This is a genomic window from Nocardia sp. KT25-26 (assembly GCF_056627695.1).
The window spans coordinates 375,964-392,563 of the sequence record NZ_CM152813.1; the positions used below are offsets into that span (position 1 = coordinate 375,964).

Genomic DNA, 16,600 nt, shown 5'->3' on the forward strand with positions numbered 1-16,600 from the left:
TCCGCCACGGTTTCGGCTCGGACACGGCGGCCCGGCCGCCGCGCGTCACTGTTTCCGGCTGCGGCCGGTCAGCAGCGCCACTGCCAGACCGGCGGCGACCACCACGGCGCCACCGACGATGAACACCCAGACGGGAACCGAACCGGACTGCTCGTCGCCGTCGGAGCCTTCGGCGGCCTGCCCACTCGCCGGCGGCCCGGGCGTCCCGGAGCCCTCGGTGGTCAGGGTGAAGGTGCGCTTTGCCCTGATCGGGTGTCCGTCGGCCGAGGTCACCTGGTACGCGATCCGGTATTCGCCGACCGGCCCGAGTTCGCCGACCGCCACGCTCACCGTATTGCCTTCGACCACCGGCTCGCCCTTCGACCACAGGTGGCCGTTCGGTCCGGTCACCGTGAGCGCCGCGAAGTTGGGTTGAATTTCTTCGTTGAAGGTGACGCTCACCCGTGCGGGACCGGAATCGATACTCGCCCCGTCCTCGGGATCACTCGCGATCGCCGTCGCGTGCGCACCGGCAACCCCGGCGCCGGTGCCGAGTCCGGCAAGTGCAAGCAACAGGACCAGGACGCCGGTGCCGGTGCGGGTGCGCAGGCGGTGCAGTGCGGTCACGACTGCCGCCCCCGGATCACGGTGCCCAACCCGAGCGCCACGGCGAACAAGGCCAGCGCCAGCCCGATGCCGCCGAGCCAGCGGGCCACGGTATCGGTGCCGGGATCGTCGGCGGCAGCTTCGGTCTCGGTGCCGACCGAGTGGTGGTCGCCGCCGTTGCCTTCGGCCAGAGTCAGGGTGGGTGCCGGGCGTTCGGGTTCCGCACCCTCGGTAGCCGGCTGATCCCAGGCGACGACGGTCCCGTCGCTGTAGGTCTGGGTCGCCGGGAGCACGAGTGTCTCCTCGTCCGGCAGTGGGCCGATCGACAGGGCGAACTGCTGGAACTGATCCGGCCCGATACCGGCGTCGGTATCGGCGGTCCAGGTCACGGCCGTGATCTCGTCCGCGTCGTTGCGCACCAGTTCACTGTGCCAGCCGGGCATCGGTTCCGTGCGGACCGACTTCGGGTTCGGCAGCTCGACGGTGAGCGCCGTGGTGGACGCGGTATCCGATTCGGTGGGCACCCGGAAAGTGGCGATCGTGTATCCGCCCTGGGTCGCGCCGGGCGCGTCGACGGTGACGTGCGCGCCGGCCGGCCCGGCCGCTGCGAGCAGCAGTCCGGCGCCGAGGGCCGCGGTGGCCGCGGCCCGGAAGTAGGGATGTCTGGTCATGGGGGAGAGTCTCCTCGTCTGGTCGGCGGCCGGGCGTGCGGCCCGGCCGAGCCGGATGTCGACGGCTGCGCTGCCGCGCCTCGTACTGACAGTGGTCCGGTGGCTTGCGCAGCCGGCAGGTGCGTGGTGCCGATCGGGCTTCGATGCTGGGCGTGTGCGGCCCGGCCGTGTTCGCCGCCGATGGACTGCACCCGGCAGTCAGGAATGCGCCGGGCCGGCGACTGGTCGATGCGTCCACCGGACCGGATCGCGGTCGGCCGGAACCTCGAGCGTCGCTGACCGGAATGCCGTCGATCCTCGACGGGCCTTCGGCCGCGATCCGCTCGGCCGCGGACCGTTCGATCTCCGGAATGCGGCAGTCGCAGTGCCGGCCGGTCAGGTGCTCGATGACCGGGTTGGTCGGGTTACCGACGGCCCGTCATCGGTAGGTGGCCGCTGGGCGGGGCACGTGGGGCCACTGCACCGAAATGCCGGGCAGCGGCGCGCACATCGCTCTCGCAGTGCGTTGCCGGGACACGCGGGGCCAGCGGCGCGGCAGGCAGGCGGAGGAGCGCCCGGAGCACACCGGAGGCCACCAGATACAGCCGCTCGGCGGCATGGATGAGTGCCGCGCCCGCCCCGGCGGCGAGCAGATGCGCCGCCAGCATGCCGTCGGTGGGCAGGTGCAGCAGGGAGGTCGCGTCACCGTGATGGCTGAGCAGGACCGCGAGCGCCGTGTGGGCCGCCCACTGGCCGAGCGTCAGCACCAGGGCGAGTCGGGCCGCTTCGCTGCCGAGCAGTTGCGGCCGGAACCATCGGAGGACCCGGTCGTTCGCCGCCAGATTCCCGGTCAGTCCCGAGATGGCCAGCAACACCGCCACTTCCATGGATCGTGGCACACCGCCACCGGCGGCGCCGTGCGCCGCGATCGCCAGGGCTCCGACGACGGCACCGCCCGCCGCGCCGCGCAGCCGCGCAGCCGCCGCATTCCCGCCGGACCCTGGTCTGGAGTGCACCGAATCGGCCGGTCAGTGAATACCCAGCCGGTCGAGCGCGGCGGATTCGATTCCGGAGAGTTCGGTGGAGATCGAGGCGTGCACGGCCTTCCGGCGGGGCGCCGGCATCTGGTCGGCGGTGCGCAGCGCGACGGTCAGGTCGTCCAGGCGGGACCGGTTCGAGGCGATGAACTGCTGGGTTTCGGAGCTCTTCTTGTCCACGGAGCCCTTCTTCGCCTTCCCGTTACCGGTCTCCCCGGCCGCGATCTTGTCCAGGGCGGCCGAGGTATTCGCGATCCGGGCCTGCAGCCGCGCGCCCGGGCCGCCGAACTCACCCAGCCGATCGGTGTCGACCCCGAGTTCCTGGGCGCGGCGGGCGTCGAGCTGTCCACGCACGAAGGTGGCAGCGCGGTAGGCCAGCGGCGTCAGCACCGGCACCAGGACCCGGGCGACGCCGATGTACTTGCGGATCTCACTCGGGCTGAACCGATCTCGTTCGGCCTTCTTCGCCGCTGCGGCCGCGGCCTTCTCCTCGGCTTTCAGGGCGGCGATCTGCGCCTCGGCCACCTTGGCTTCGGTGCGGGCCTGCTGCTTGGCCGCCTTACGCTGGGCCCGTTCGCCCACCTTCGCCGCCTTGCGGTCGTTCTTGGCGCCGAGCTTGGCCTCCATGGCGGCCTTGTGCTTGAGTGCCTTCGCCTCCGCTCGCCGGCTCGGACGCCGCTTGCGCTTGCTGAACAACCCCATGGGAAAGGCCTTCCGTCATGCTCACCGTCATGAGGCAGCGCCGAGGAAGTGACCCTGCCGTATCCGTAGCGTAGTGGGACAACGCCGGGTTGTCCCTCCCGGGGCCGAGGCGTGCCGGATACGCGATTGGGCAATCTGTCGGGGGTAGGCACCATACTGCTTACGTGTTCTCCCCCTCGCCCCTGCCCAACGAGCCGGTGCCCGCCGAGCCCGTCTATCTGGATGCGCGCGGGCTGATCGGCTGCCGTCACCGGCTGCGTCTCGACGCCACGTACCCGCAAGTGCAGGCCGAGGTGCGCGAGGATCCCGGGGTCCAGGAGCGGCGTGCCGCGGCCGCCGCCTTCCGGGCCCGGGTACGCGACGAGCTGCGCGAATCCGCGCCCGACAAATGGGTCGTCATCGATCCGAACCTGCGGGCCCGTGCCCGGGCCGAAGCCACGATGGCCGCGATCGAAGCGGGTATCGACCGGATCTGGGGTGGCCTGCTGCCGCAGGAGGCCGATACCGGCCGCCGTGGCGGCGCCGAGGTGCTGCTGCGCGATACCGACCGGGGCGGCTGGATTCCGATCATCGTGGTGAATCACAAGATCACCGACCCGCGCAGCCCGCAGCCCGCCGACTTCCATCCGAACACCACCACCCTGGCCTCCTGGAATCCGCAGCCGGACCGGCATGTCAAACTCCGCCAGCAGCCCCGCGACCAGCAGCGGCTCGCCCATGTCTACCGGATGCTGCAGCGGCACGGGCTGGCCAGCCCGGCACTGGTCGGTGGCGTGATCGGGCTGGCTTTCGACCGGATCCTCGTCCACGATCTCGGCCCGGTGCTCGACGAATACGACCGGCGCTACGCCGACCGGATCGCGGTGCTGCGCGGCGAGCTGCCGACGGTCCCGTCCAAGGTTCCCGAGTGCCGGCAATGCCCTTGGTGGAACCGCGATATCGAGGGGCCGAGTTGTGAACGCCGACTGATCGCCGATCGGGACGTGAGCCTGGTGGCGCCGGGGTCCCGGGCCGAGGTGCTGCGCCGCCACGACGTCCGGACCATCGACGAGCTGGCGGCATGGACCGGCGACGATCCGGACGATTGGCAGCACGGGCCGTTCGAGGAAGTGGTGGTCACCGCCCGCGCCTGGCTCACCGGTGCGCCGCTGGTCCGCCGGGTCGATGCGGTGCGGGTACAGCGGGCCGACGTGGAGGTCGATGTCGACCTGGAGAGTTTCCAGGAGGACGGCGCCTACCTGTGGGGCACCCTGCTGGACGGGGTGTACCGGCCGTTCGTCACCTGGGATCCACTGCCGACGCCCGACGAGGGCCGCTCCTTCGCGGAGTTCTGGAACTGGCTGATGGCGGTACGGGCACAGGCCCACGCCGCCGGCAAGACCTTCGCCGCCTACTGCTACTCGCGCACCGCCGAGGACAAATGGCTCTACGAATCGGCCCACCGGTTCGCCGGGATGCCGGGGGTGCCCACTCGGGAACAGATCCGCGATTTCGTCGACGGAACCGAGTGGGTGGATATGTTCCAGGCGGTATCGGACCAGTTCATCTGCCCCAACGGTAAGGGATTGAAGAAGGTCGCGCCGGTGGCCGGATTCGCCTGGCGCGACGCCGAGGCAAGCGGTGAGGCTTCGATGGGCTGGTACCGCCGCGCGGTCGGCTACGACGGGGCGCCGGACCCGACCCAGCGCACCCGGCTGCTCGAGTACAACGAGGACGATGTCCGCGCCACTCAGGTGTTGCGGGAATGGATGACCGAGCGCGCCGATCTCGAGGTCCCGGGCCTGGCCGACTTCGCAAGTCGTACTATTTCGACGTGACAGAGCAACTCGAGTTCCAGGCCGAGGCTCACCAGCTGCTCGAGCTGATGATCCACTCGGTGTACTCCAATAAAGACACGTTCCTGCGCGAGCTGATCTCGAATGCTTCCGATGCCCTGGACAAGCTGAAACTGGCGTCCTACCAGGACAAGGATTTGCAGGTCGACACCGACGATCTGCATATCGAGCTGGAAACGGACTCCGAGGCCCGGGTGCTCACCGTGCGCGACAACGGTATCGGGATGTCCCGGGCCGAGGTCGTGGACCTGATCGGCACGCTGGCCAAGTCGGGTACCGCGCAGCTGCGCAAACAGCTCAGTGAGGCCAAATCGGATGCCGCCGCCGAGGAGCTGATCGGCCAGTTCGGCATCGGCTTCTATTCGACGTTCATGGTCGCCGACAAGGTCACCCTCACCACCCGCAAGGCGGGCGAGACCGAGGGCACCCGCTGGTCGGCGGAGGCGGGCAGCTCCTCCTACACGATCGAATCGGTGGACGGCCTGCCGCAGGGCACCTCGGTGACCCTGCAGCTGAAGCCGGCCGACGAAGAAGATCACCTCTACGACTACACGCTGGAGTGGAAGCTCCGCGAGATCGTCAAGAAGTACTCCGACTTCATCTCCTGGCCGATCCGGATGCAGGTCGAGCGCACCGTCACCGAGGGTGAGGGTGAGGAGAAGGTCGAGAAGACCGTCGTCGAGGACCAGACGCTCAACTCGCAGAAGGCGCTGTGGACCCGTCCGCGCAGCGAGGTCTCCGACGAGGAGTACAAGGAGTTCTACCACCACGTCAGCCACGCCTGGGACGATCCGCTGGAGATCATCCCGATGAAGGCCGAGGGCACCTTCGAATACCAGGCGCTGCTGTTCATCCCCTCGCATGCGCCGTTCGACCTGTTCACCCGGGAACACAAGCGCGGGGTACAGCTCTACGTGCGCCGGGTGTTCATCATGGACAACTGCGAAGAGCTGATGCCGGAGTATCTGCGCTTCGTGAAGGGCGTCGTCGACGCGCAGGATCTGTCGCTGAACGTGTCCCGGGAGATCCTGCAGCAGGACCGGCAGATCCGGGCGATCCGCAAGCGCCTGGTGAAGAAGGTGCTCGGCACGGTCAAGGACCTGCAGAAGGCCGAGGACCAGACGAAGTACCAGACCTTCTGGCAGGAGTTCGGTCGCGTCCTCAAGGAGGGGCTGCTGCAGGACACCGACAACCGCGACACTCTGCTGACCGTCTCGTCGTTCGCGTCCACGAACTCCGATTCCGAGCTGACCACCCTGGCCGAGTACGTCGAGCGGATGCCCGAGGGCCAGGACGCGATCTACTACATGACCGGCGAGAGCCGGGAGCAGATCGAGAACTCTCCGCACCTGGAGGCGTTCAAGGCCAAGGAGCGCGAGGTACTGATCCTCACCGATCCGGTCGACGAGATGTGGGTCGGCTCGGTGCCCGAATTCGAGGGCAAGCGGTTCCAGTCCATCGCCAAGGGCGAGGTCGATCTGGAGACCGAGGAGGAGAAGAAGGAGTCCGAGGCGCTGCGTGAGCAGCAGGACAAGGACTTCGCGGACCTGCTCGGCTGGCTCGGCAAGACCCTGGAAGACACGGTCAAGGAGGTGCGCCTGACCAGCCGGCTCACCAGCTCGCCGGCCTGCCTGGTCGGCGACACCTTCGACTTCAGCCCGATGCTGGAGCGGATGTACCGGGCGTCCGGGCAGGCACTGCCGGAGTCCAAGCGGATCCTGGAGCTCAACCCGACCCACCCGCTGGTCACCGGTCTGCGCGATACCTACGACGCGCGCAAGTCCGATGCCGACGAGGGCAAGGTGCCGGAACTCGCCGAGACGGCCGAACTGCTGTACGGCACCGCGGTTCTCGCCGAGGGCGGCGAACTGAAGGATCCGGCCCGGTTCGCGCACCTGCTCACCGACCGGCTGACCCGCACCGTCTGATCGCGAAACGCGACAGCGTGGCGTACTGCCCGGACATCGGCCCGGTGTCCGGGCAGTACGCGTAATCGGACGCAAGCCGCGCGGCCGGGCGCCGGGTGCGCCACTATGGATACATGGCAGAGTGGGACGGCCATGAGATCCGGGTTGCGCGGCGGGCAGATTACGATCAGCTGGTCGGGGTGGTGGAACAGTGGTGGGGGCAGACCGAGGTGGCGAGCCTGCCCAGGTTGTTCCTCGATCACTTCCATCGAACCAGCCTGATCGCCTCCGACGAGGTGGGGCTGTCCGGTTTCCTGATCGGCTTCGTTTCGCCGTCGGAGCCCGACGAGGCCTATATCCACTTCGTCGCGGTGCGCCCCGAATCCCGTAAGAGCGGGCTGGGCCGGGCGATGTACGGCGAGTTCTTCCGGATCGCGCGGGACGGGGGCAGCCGGGTGGTCCGGGCGATCACCTCCCCGGCCAACTACACCTCGATCGATTTCCACCGCAGTCTCGGCTTCGCGGTGGCCGGCCCGGTGCGTGACTACAACGGCCCGGGACGCGCGATGGTCACCTACGAACGGAAGATCTGAAAAGCCGGGGACGGGCCGGCCCGTCCCCGGCTTTCTGCGTTACCGCGGGGCCATGCGCAGCGCGCCGTCCATCCGGATGGTCTCGCCGTTGAGGTAGTCGTGCTCGACGATGTCGACCGCGAGCTGGGCGTACTCGTCCGGGCGACCCAGGCGGGACGGGAACGGCACGCCGGCCTCCAGGCCCTTGCGGTATTCCTCGGTGACACCGGCGAGCATCGGGGTGTCGATGATGCCGGGGGCGATGGTGTTCACCCGGATCCCGAACTGGGCCAGGTCGCGGGCGGCCGGTACGGTCATGCCGTGCACGCCGCCCTTCGACGCGGAGTAGGCGATCTGCCCGATCTGACCTTCGAACGCCGCCACCGACGCCGTGTTGATCACGACGCCCCGCTGACCGTACTCGTCGACCGGCTCGGTCTTGGCGATCGCGTCGGCGGCCAGGCGCATCACATTGAAGGTGCCCAGCAGGTTGACGGTGATGACCGTGCGGAAGAGCTCCAGATCGTGCGGGCCGTTCTTGGACAGGATGCGGCCGGCCCAGCCGACGCCGGCGCAGTTGACCACGATCCGCAGCGGGGCGCCGGCCTCGGTGATCTTCGCGACGGCCGATTCGACCTCGTCGTTGCTGGTCACGTCGGCGGGCAGCAGGGTGACCCCGGCCGGCACGTTGTCGCCGGCCCGTTCGATGGACTGCGGTACGTCCAGGCCGTAGACGGTGGCGCCCAGTTCGGCCAGGCGCTTCGCGGTGGCGGCACCGAGGCCGGACGCGCCTCCGGTGACGATGGCGGCGGAACCCGAAATCTCCACGATGGTCCTCTCGTTCGTGACAACCATTGGCGGTATGCCAATGGCACCATATCGGGTCGTCCATCTCCGCCGCCGTCGGAGGCAGCGCAGAATGGAGTGACCAGATTTGACCCTACGAAGTTCCGGAGCCAGTGACCATGACCGAACCGGCTGCCCCACCTCGTCGCCTGCCGCGCGGACGGCACGGCTTGCCGCGTGAGGAGGTCGTCGCTTGTCAGCGCGAGCGGATCCTCGTCGCCATGGGGGAGGCGATGGTGGAGAACGGCTATGTCGGGACACCTGTGGCCGCGATCCTGAAACGCGCTGGTGTTTCTCGGGAGACGTTCTACGAGCAGTTCAAGTCCAAGGCCGACTGTTTCGCGGCCGCCTTCGACCGGGTCTCCGAACAGACGGTGGCGCGGTTGACCGAGGTGGTCGGCGAGCCCGCCGCTGCGGACGAGCTGACCCGGATGGATCGGTTCATCGGCGCCTATCTGCAGCATCTGGCCGATGATCTGCCGTCGGCCCGCCTGTTCCTTTTCGAGGTGTATGCGGCCGGTCCGGTCGCGATCACCGCCCGGCTGGCCCTGCAACGCCGCTTCGTGGACCTGCTGGCCCAGGAGGTGGGTGCGCGGTCGGAGGCGCAGCGCTTCGCCTGCCAGATGCTGGCCGCCGGGATCGGCGGGATGGTCACCGGCCGGGTCGCGGCGAATGATCCCGAAGGTCTGCTGGCCCTGCGGGCGCCGGTGATGGAGCTGGTCCGCCGCTCGGGCGCGCTGTTCGGCGACGCAGTGCCCACAGACTGATCCCGGCCGCGATCAGAGCCGGTGCGGCGGCCGCCAGGACAATGGTGGTGGACCCGCCCAGTCCGGTCGCGAAGGCGTCGAGCGCGGTCTTCGCCGCGAAGAACAGGAACAGCAGGCCGGAACAGCAGGCGATGAGGCGTTCCGGCAGATGCTTGCCGACCAGTTTGCCGACCGCGATGGCCAGCGCACCGGCGGCGATCATCCCGGCCACCGAACCGATCCAGACCGCGGCCCAGTCGTTGCCCGAGGCGAGCGCGGCGGTCGCGAACATGGTGCGGTCGCCCAGTTCGGCCAGCATGAACGCCGAGATCACCACCAGGAAGGCGTTGCGGGTGCTCCCGGGTTCGGGGGCCGTCTCCGCTTCGGCATCGTCGAGCGCCTCCCATAGCGTCCAGACGCCCACGGTCAGCAGGGTCAGCGCGGTGACCACCGCGATGGCGCCGGCGGGCAGCGCCGCCCCGAGGAAATGGCCGACACCGGCGGCGATGAGATTGACCGCGACACTGGCCACGCTGATGCCGGCCAGCACCACCCACCAGCGGTATCGCAGGGCGAAGGTCAATGCCATCAGCTGGGACTTGTCGCCGAGCTCGGCCAGGAACAGCACACCGAAACTCAGCAGAATCGTGGCAATCAAAGAAACTCAGCTCCCAGGGTTCTCCGGCCTGTCGGCTGAGCTTCGGGTGCGCCTCCAGCCGACAACGCAACAAGCGGTTGTCATCGGCCGAAGGTCTCGCCCACCGGTGCCACCGGTTCGGACAGCCGGACCGCCGAGGGCGATCAGTATGTCGACTGCGCGATTGCGGGCTACTCCCCTTCGCTGTATCGACCATACCCCGCTACCCTCGCCGGCGCCAACTCTATGTTGTCGAAATCGCAGTGGCGCCAATAAGTTTGGCGATACTTGGGTGATTGTTCGGGTGTCCTGAGTCGTGTGCTGTGGGGCACCTGCCACATGGTTGCCGGGCCCTCGGGCCCCAGCGGTACGGAATGCCGGGCGCCCGGAGTAACTCAGTGATGTCGGCGGCCGGTCGTCCGGACCGAGCCTGTGGTGGGTGCGGTCGACCGTGGCCCCGGGCCCGGACGATCGAGCGGCCGCCGACCGAATTCGGGTGTCGACGCCTCTCGCGACCGGGTGTGCTCAGGCGGCGATGAGCATGGCCAATACGGCGGTATCCGGATCACTGATCGGGTCCAGGCCGACGCGGCTGGTCAGGGCGGTGACGGTGCCGTCGAGTTCGGCTTCGGCCCAGGCGGCGCGGTGTTCCAGGCCCAGGTGGGGGATGCCGGGCAGGAGAACGCAGCCGGAGGCGGCTCCGGTGCATTCGGGTAGGGACGGGTGGGTCTCCGACGGTGGATGCAGCATCAGCAGGGCCGGTGGGACGTGGTCGGCGAAGCGGCCGGGTTCGAGGGCGTCCTCGCCGAGGACCGGTCCTTCGGCCATCACCAGGCCGACGGTGCCAGGCTCCGGGTCCTGCGGCAGTTCCTCGCGGACGCCGAACACGGTGGAGGTGACCAGCAGGCCGGGCAGGGATGCCACCCGCACCGCGAGGATCAGCACCTGCGCCCATTCCTTGGTGGTGTCGGGCCAGCGGCCGGAAACGACGAATCCGCGTAGTTGCCCCCGGGCATGGAAGGGAGTGATCCCGATCGGACCGTTCGTCTGCATCTCGGCCTCCCGTGGCTACCGGGGGCGGCTGTGCCCGTCCTCGCATCGAACCCCGGGGTACGAGGTCCTACTACATGGATAGCGCGAAACATATCTGGCACACAAGTACCAGAGAGTGCCAGGAAGCGCCGGGTGGTGACCGAAGCTGCCGTGCGTCCCCGGAAACCAGTGCGCCGGTGCATCCGGGGCATTGCTGCCCGGATGCACCGGCGAACGGATACGGCGGGCAGCCTTACCCGAAGATGAGGCCCTTGCCCTGCGCGACGGCGCGCGCGAAGCGATCCTGCACGTCGGCCCAGTTGACGACGTTCCAGAACGCGGTCACATAGTCGGCCTTGACGTTCTTGTACTGCAGGTAGAAGGCGTGCTCCCACATGTCGACCTGCAGCAGCGGGATGATGCCGATCGGCACGTTGGCCTGCTGGTCGTACAGCTGGAAGGTCAGCAGCTTCTGACCCAGGGTGTCGTAGCCGAGCACCGCCCAGCCGGAGCCCTGCAGGCCGTTCGCGGCGGCGGTGAACTGGGCGCGGAACTTGTCGAACGAGCCGAACTGGTCGTCGATGGCGGCGGCCAGCTCGCCGACCGGCTTGTCGCCGCCGTTGGGCGACAGGTTCTTCCACCAGATCGAGTGGTTGGTGTGACCACCCAGGTGGAACGCCAGGTTCTTCTCGTGCAGGAAGATCGCGGAGTGGTCGCCGGCCTCCCGGGCGGCCTCCAGCTTCTCGAGAGCGGTGTTCGCGCCCGCGACGTAGGCGGCGTGGTGCTTCGAGTGGTGAATCTCGTTGATCTGCCCGGAGATGTGGGGCTCCAGAGCGCTGTAGTCGTAGTCCAGATCCGGCAGCGTGTACTCGGCCACGTTGTCCCTTTCCTGTGTCGGGCTGTGTGCACTCGAGCGTTCGAGCGCACCCAACCATCATTCGTACACCCGTTTGCTGCAACCCAGCGTGTGCGCCCCCGCATTCCGGGATACCGGAATCGCCGAGGCAGCCCGCGGGCTGCGACATGTGTTTACCAACTGTGTCTAGCATCGAAGCATGTCGTGGTTCGATGAGCTCGCCGGACGGGTCCACCTGCCGGAACCGCGGATGGTTTCGGCGGATGCCGCGCTGCCCGGCCGGGCCGACCCCATTCTGGTCCCGGAGACGCACTTTGTGAACGGCCACCCGCTCCGGCCACCGTTTCCCGAGGGTATGGAACTCGCGGTGGTCGGCATGGGCTGCTTCTGGGGGGCCGAGAAGGGGTACTGGGAGCTGGACGGGGTCTACTCGACCGCGGTCGGCTACGCCGGCGGATACACCCCGAATCCGACCTACGAGGAGGTCTGCAGCGGGCGGACCGGGCACACCGAGGCCGTGCTGGTCGTCTTCGACCCAGCGGTACTCGACTATCGCGGGGTGTTGAAGCATTTCTGGGAGAACCACGACCCCACCCAGGGCATGCGCCAGGGCAACGACCGGGGTACCCAGTACCGTTCGGCACTGCTCACGCTGAACGGCCGGCAAGACGAGATCGCCCGGGAGACCGCGGCGGCATACGGTGAACGGCTGCGGGCCGCCGGGTACGGCCCGATCACCACCGAGATCGCCCCGCTACCCGATCTGTCCCGGTTCTACTACGCCGAGGGCTATCACCAGCAGTACCTGGCGAAGAACCCCGGCGGCTACTGCCCGGTGCACGCCACCGGGGTGAGCTGCCCGATCGGGCTGGAGGGCGTCTAGCGCGTCAGAGCGGCGGGGCTATGCCCGCCCGGCTCGCCCGGGCGTCGCCGGCATCGTGTGCCTGCCACCAGCGCTGCCCACCGGCCACGAAATCCGCCATCGGCAGCTCCCGGCCGTCGGTATCGGACACCGAGAGCTTGTCGAACCAGATCCGCACATCGAGTTCGCGAGGGTCGATGCCCTCCTCCTGGCTGAACTCGATGACGTGCGGCGAGATGCGGGTGTCGTCGAGCACGGTGTCGAAGCTGAGCAGTTCGCTCCACAGCGTCCAGCCGCTCTCGTCGACATCGATGAACTCCCAGCCGTGCAGGCCGGCGCCGCCGAAGCTGCGGATGGCCCCGTCCAGCCCGTCCAGCTGCAGCGGCAGCACCTTGGGCTCGACATCGTCCCAGTGCTGGGTGCGCAGCGAGGCCGCCACCCGGGACACCCCGGTGAAGGTGAGCACGACCCGGCTGTCCTCCGGTGCGGGCCCTTCCGCCGGGAGGGTGAGCACCTCCAGCGCCAGCTGTAGCCGGCCCGCTGTGACATCGATCTCCGCGCCCAGGCAGGTGGCTTCTGCCAAAGCGGTGTTCAGGCCGTTGGTGTCGAAGCTGTCGAGTAGCCCCCTGCTCATGTTCATGTGCTCAGGCTACCGATACCCCCACGGAGATCGCGGGATTTCAGATTTTCGCCATGCTCGTCATTTTTTATGGAACCGAATCCGGCCGGGCTGCGTCCAAACAGATGTCGGGATCGGAACACCTGGTGGATCCCGACGCCGGCGGTGGTCGACCGCTCCGGGATGTCAGGAGGGGAGTTCCGGATCGGTCGCCCCGGCCACCGGCGCCGCCGGGGGAGGACCTGGGGCGATAGTCTTGTCCTGCCGGCGGTGTGCTGCGCGATAGCTGAGACCTGTGGATCAACCTGTGGATGATGTGGATAACTCGGCTCGGTGCACACGATGCCCGGCGACCGGCCTCGCATGGCAGGATCGAAACCGTGACGAGCGCAGATGTCCCGACGGTCCCGGTGGGTGAGATCCCCGCCGGATTCGACCACGCCGACCCGGTCCCGGGCGCCATGCTCCTCGATGTACGCGAGGCCGACGAATGGCAGCTCGGCCACGCCCCGGGGGCCGTGCACATCCCGATGGCCGACGTACCGGCCCGGGTGGACGAGATCGATCCCGACGCCGAACTGTATGTCGTCTGCCGCCAGGGCGGGCGTTCTCTGGAGGTGGTCCGGTATCTCGAACACATCGGATACGAGGCGATCCAGGTGACCGGCGGCATGGTCGCCTGGCAGCAGGCCGGGCGACCGCTGGCGGGGACCGGCGAGCATCCGGGCAGGATCTACTGACGCGCCGCAGGCGCGAACGAGCACAGGAACGGGGTGCGCGGTGAGTTCGGTGGTGCAACCTTGTGCGCGCTGTGGCGCGCGCTGGTCGGTGCAGGGGACACCGATGCACTGGTGCCCGCGCTGCCATGGCGTCCTGCTGTCGCCGGGCCCGGTGGATGCGCCGCCCGAGCGGCGTAACTATCGCTGGGTGGCGCGCCGTCCGGGGCGGGCCGGTCGCCGGCCGGGGCCGGCTCGGGCGGTTCGGCCGACACCGACACCGCACTACTCCGAGATCCCGCGCTGGGGCCTGATCGACGTTCCCGGACCACAGCAGGCGGACCGGCCCCGGGATCGGCTGTCCGTCTGGGCGGGCCGTGCCCCACTGCTGTTGTGGGTCACGGCGGTGCTGTTCCTGCTGGCCGCGTTCGCCGAAGCGGGCCGGTATCTGATCCTGCTCCGGAATCGGACCCGGCTGATCACACCGGAACTGCTGTGGGCGTCCGACAGTTCGGTCTGGGTGTTCGGGGTGCTGGCCCCGCTGGGTGCGCTGGCGGCTGCGGTGGCTTCGACGGCGTGGCTGATCGAGGTGCGGCGCCGGGTGTTCGCCGCCCGGGGTCGGCGGGATCCCCGGTCGGTCCGTTCGATGCTGCTCGGCTGCCTGGTTCCGGGGGTGAACCTGATCTGGCCGGGGGTTTTCCTGTGCGAGGTGGTCGGGGCGGCCTACGATCCACGGGCCCGGCGCGCGGTGCGGATCTGGTGGATCATCTGGGTGTTCGGCGGTGCCCTGATGGTTGCCGCCCTGCTCTGGCGGCCGACCGGAACCCTGCAGGCCGAGGCCGACTCCGTCGCGGTCACCGCGTGGACGGATCTGTACGCAGCCGGGGTCGCCGTGGCCACGGTATGGGCCATGCAGCTGCTGCAGGGGCGTGATCTGTGGGGCCGGCACCGTCGGCCGCATCGGTGGACAGTGTCGGCGGATCCGGTCGAGCCGGTGATCGCACCGGTGGCGCCGGGGCATCGGGAGCCGGAACCGGATACCGACACCGCCGAACGTGAGCAGGAGGAGGTCGTGGCCAAGTGAGCCAGGGCAAGCGCGCGCCGTTCGTGGTCGCGCATCGGGGGTCGTCGGCGACGCGGCCCGAACACACGCTCGCCGCATACGAGCTGGCGCTGCAGGAGGGTGCCGACGGTGTCGAATGCGATGTCCGGCTGACCCGGGACGGACACCTCGTCTGCGTGCACGACCGCACGGTGGATCGGACGTCCTCGGGCACCGGTGCGGTCAGTGAACTCACCCTGGCCCAGTTGCGCGAATTCGATTTCGGCGGCGACGGCGAACCCGCGGGTGTGCTCACCCTGAGCGAGTTGATCGGCTTGGTGCTGGACTGGCGCAGCCGGCCCACCAAGCTGTTCATCGAGACCAAACATCCGGTCCGCTACGGCGCCCTGGTGGAGAACAAACTGCTGGCCGAACTGCAGCGGTTCGGCATCGCCGCACCGGCGTCGGCGGACCACTCCCGGGCCGTGGTGATGTCTTTCGCGGCCACGGCGGTGTGGCGGATCCGCCGCAGCGCGCCGCTGCTGCCGACCGTGCTGCTGGGCGAGTCCTCGCGGTATCTGGGTGGCAGTGCGGCCACCACCGTCGGCGCCACCGCGGTCGGACCGTCGGTGAAGACTCTGCGCGAGCATCCGGAGCTGGTGGACAAGGCGGCCGCCGCGGGCCGGGAGACCTACTGCTGGACGGTCGACGATCCCGCCGATATCCGGCTTTGCGCGGACCTGAGTGTGGGCTGGGTGGCGACGAATCATCCGGGGCGCACCAAGACACTGCTGGCGGAGTTGTAGCGCTGCCCGGTATCCCGGGATCGGCCCAGTAAGGTGGCCGTTCGTGGGTAAGAGCAAGCGCAACAGTCCGAAGCCGGGAAGCAACCGGCAGCAGCGCCTCGCCGAGCGGCGGGCCGCACAGGAGCAGGCGTCCCAGGCGGTCACTCGGCCGTTCGAGGGTTTGGCCGCCGAATGTGATCTGGTGGCGCTGCGGGAATTCGTCCCGTCGGCGACCGCGAACCTGAAACTCGCCCCGGGGGTGGCGGCCGAGCGTCCCGTCACCTTGGCGACGGTGCTGCCCGGTGCGGTGGCCGCGCTGGTCCGGGCCGGTGACGAACCGCTCGGGATGGTCGCCGCCCAGGTGCAGGCCCAGGGGGCCGATCCGGGTGCCGACCTGGCCGCCGCGATTCTGTGGACCCAGTCCGCGGAGCCGGGCGATTCGCTGCCGGCGGCCGGGGCCACACCCGATGGCCCGCGCCCGGCCGACGTCATCGATCCGGGCGCGGACCTGGAGCTGACCGTGCACCAGGATTTCGATTGGTGGGTGCCGGCGGGGGTGACTCCGGATCCCCAGGTCGCTGCCACCATCGAACAGGCCAAGGATGCGATCATGCCGTCGGCCCGGCTGTACCCGGCCGATGTGACCGGGGCGGTCTGGTGGGTGGACGCCGGTGAGAAGGCGCATATCCGCTGGGTCCGGCCGGAGGACGAGGACCGGGTGATGTCGGCCCTGGCCCGGGTGCATGCCGCGGGTGGTCTGCATCTGGGTGAGGGTTCCCGGTTCGCCGGCACCTTCCGGACCCATGGGCTGCTGGTGCCGGTGTTCGATCTGGATCCGGAGCGGCACCCGACCGAATGGGAGGCGGCGGCAGTCGAGTTCGACGCCCGGCTGGGCGCCGCCCTGGCCACCGATGCACCGCTGACCGGTGCCGAACGCCGGTCCCGGGACGGTTTGCGGTCGCGTCAGGTCACGCTGCGCTGACCCGCCGAGATAAGCCGGAGAAATTTTCTGAAAAACGCACGTTCCACCCTTGGTGCCGGCTACTGTCTTCTCATCGCCGCAAGACCGGGCGATGGTGAGGTGACACTCACCGCTTCGATGAGGAAAGTAGGAAGCCATGGACGGCATTCTGGAACTGATCACCGGCCTGCTCAGCTCGCTCAGCGCCGA

At 68.9% G+C, this 16,600-nt stretch carries 18 protein-coding genes; 9 read left to right on the top strand and 9 right to left on the bottom strand.

The window, feature by feature from the left end:
* Window positions 1-45: 45 nt before the first annotated feature.
* The 4 genes from AC1HFH_RS01755 to AC1HFH_RS01770 all read right to left on the bottom strand — a co-directional run bounded on the left by AC1HFH_RS01755 (window position 46) and on the right by AC1HFH_RS01770 (window position 2,974).
* Complete coding sequence (locus AC1HFH_RS01755) at window positions 46-597, bottom strand: copper resistance CopC family protein (protein WP_480248011.1); 552 nt, start codon at window positions 595-597, stop codon at window positions 46-48.
* Between the two features lie 5 nt (window positions 598-602).
* Window positions 603-1,256, bottom strand: coding sequence for a YcnI family copper-binding membrane protein (locus AC1HFH_RS01760; protein WP_480245676.1), 654 nt, complete (start codon window positions 1,254-1,256; stop codon window positions 603-605).
* Between the two features lie 404 nt (window positions 1,257-1,660).
* A complete protein-coding gene (locus AC1HFH_RS01765) occupies window positions 1,661-2,251 on the bottom strand; it encodes a hypothetical protein (protein WP_480245677.1) in 591 nt (196 codons plus the stop codon).
* 12 nt (window positions 2,252-2,263) lie between these two features.
* A complete protein-coding gene (locus AC1HFH_RS01770) occupies window positions 2,264-2,974 on the bottom strand; it encodes a DUF6474 family protein (RefSeq protein WP_480245678.1) in 711 nt (236 codons plus the stop codon).
* 164 nt (window positions 2,975-3,138) lie between these two features.
* Between AC1HFH_RS01770 and AC1HFH_RS01775 the strand changes: the two genes are divergently transcribed.
* The 3 genes from AC1HFH_RS01775 (at window position 3,139) to AC1HFH_RS01785 (ending at window position 7,309) form a co-directional block, all read left to right on the top strand.
* Window positions 3,139-4,791, top strand: coding sequence for a TM0106 family RecB-like putative nuclease (locus tag AC1HFH_RS01775; RefSeq protein ID WP_480245679.1), 1,653 nt, complete (start codon window positions 3,139-3,141; stop codon window positions 4,789-4,791).
* Between the two features lie 47 nt (window positions 4,792-4,838).
* Window positions 4,839-6,737 carry a molecular chaperone HtpG gene (gene htpG, locus AC1HFH_RS01780; protein WP_480248012.1) on the top strand — a complete coding sequence of 633 codons (1,899 nt, stop codon included), beginning with the start codon at window positions 4,839-4,841 and terminating at the stop codon, window positions 6,735-6,737.
* A 113-nt stretch (window positions 6,738-6,850) separates the two neighbouring features.
* Window positions 6,851-7,309, top strand: a complete 459-nt coding sequence (locus AC1HFH_RS01785) for an N-acetyltransferase family protein (RefSeq protein WP_480245680.1) — start codon at window positions 6,851-6,853, stop codon at window positions 7,307-7,309.
* 39 nt (window positions 7,310-7,348) lie between these two features.
* Here the strand turns inward: AC1HFH_RS01785 and AC1HFH_RS01790 are convergent, their stop codons facing one another.
* Window positions 7,349-8,116, bottom strand: coding sequence for an SDR family NAD(P)-dependent oxidoreductase (locus AC1HFH_RS01790; protein ID WP_480245681.1), 768 nt, complete (start codon window positions 8,114-8,116; stop codon window positions 7,349-7,351).
* A gap of 137 nt (window positions 8,117-8,253) precedes the next feature.
* On the opposite strand from AC1HFH_RS01790, the gene AC1HFH_RS01795 reads away from it, so the two are divergent.
* Complete coding sequence (locus AC1HFH_RS01795; RefSeq protein ID WP_480245682.1) at window positions 8,254-8,901, top strand: TetR/AcrR family transcriptional regulator; 648 nt, start codon at window positions 8,254-8,256, stop codon at window positions 8,899-8,901.
* Here AC1HFH_RS01795 and AC1HFH_RS01800 read toward each other — a convergent pair.
* The 3 genes from AC1HFH_RS01800 to AC1HFH_RS01810 form a co-directional block, all read right to left on the bottom strand.
* On the bottom strand, window positions 8,786-9,538 hold the full coding sequence (locus AC1HFH_RS01800) for a TMEM165/GDT1 family protein (protein WP_480245683.1): 753 nt from the start codon (window positions 9,536-9,538) through the stop codon (window positions 8,786-8,788). The genes AC1HFH_RS01795 and AC1HFH_RS01800 overlap by 116 nt on opposite strands.
* Window positions 9,539-10,042: 504 nt before the next feature.
* A complete protein-coding gene (locus tag AC1HFH_RS01805) occupies window positions 10,043-10,570 on the bottom strand; it encodes a peptidase (protein WP_480245684.1) in 528 nt (175 codons plus the stop codon).
* 232 nt (window positions 10,571-10,802) lie between these two features.
* On the bottom strand, window positions 10,803-11,426 hold the full coding sequence (locus tag AC1HFH_RS01810) for a superoxide dismutase (RefSeq protein ID WP_480245685.1): 624 nt from the start codon (window positions 11,424-11,426) through the stop codon (window positions 10,803-10,805).
* A 178-nt stretch (window positions 11,427-11,604) separates the two neighbouring features.
* Here AC1HFH_RS01810 and msrA point away from each other — a divergent pair, with 178 nt between their 5' ends.
* Window positions 11,605-12,288 carry a peptide-methionine (S)-S-oxide reductase MsrA gene (gene msrA, locus AC1HFH_RS01815; protein ID WP_480245686.1) on the top strand — a complete coding sequence of 228 codons (684 nt, stop codon included), beginning with the start codon at window positions 11,605-11,607 and terminating at the stop codon, window positions 12,286-12,288.
* 4 nt (window positions 12,289-12,292) lie between these two features.
* Here the strand turns inward: msrA and AC1HFH_RS01820 are convergent, their stop codons facing one another.
* The gene (locus AC1HFH_RS01820; protein WP_480245687.1) at window positions 12,293-12,907 is read right to left on the bottom strand and encodes a hypothetical protein; all 615 of its coding nucleotides are present in this window, start codon (window positions 12,905-12,907) and stop codon (window positions 12,293-12,295) included.
* Window positions 12,908-13,266: 359 nt separating this feature from the next.
* Between AC1HFH_RS01820 and AC1HFH_RS01825 the strand changes: the two genes are divergently transcribed.
* The 4 genes from AC1HFH_RS01825 (at window position 13,267) to AC1HFH_RS01840 (ending at window position 16,411) form a co-directional block, all read left to right on the top strand.
* Complete coding sequence (locus AC1HFH_RS01825; RefSeq protein ID WP_480245688.1) at window positions 13,267-13,626, top strand: rhodanese-like domain-containing protein; 360 nt, start codon at window positions 13,267-13,269, stop codon at window positions 13,624-13,626.
* 103 nt (window positions 13,627-13,729) lie between these two features.
* The gene (locus AC1HFH_RS01830) at window positions 13,730-14,686 is read left to right on the top strand and encodes a DUF4328 domain-containing protein (protein WP_480245689.1); all 957 of its coding nucleotides are present in this window, start codon (window positions 13,730-13,732) and stop codon (window positions 14,684-14,686) included.
* Entirely contained in the window at window positions 14,683-15,450 is a 768-nt protein-coding gene (locus AC1HFH_RS01835) for a glycerophosphodiester phosphodiesterase (protein ID WP_480245690.1), read from the top strand. Before AC1HFH_RS01830 ends, AC1HFH_RS01835 begins: the two co-directional genes overlap by 4 nt.
* A 43-nt stretch (window positions 15,451-15,493) precedes the next feature.
* Window positions 15,494-16,411, top strand: a complete 918-nt coding sequence (locus AC1HFH_RS01840) for a DUF5926 family protein (protein ID WP_480245691.1) — start codon at window positions 15,494-15,496, stop codon at window positions 16,409-16,411.
* Window positions 16,412-16,600 lie beyond the last annotated feature (189 nt).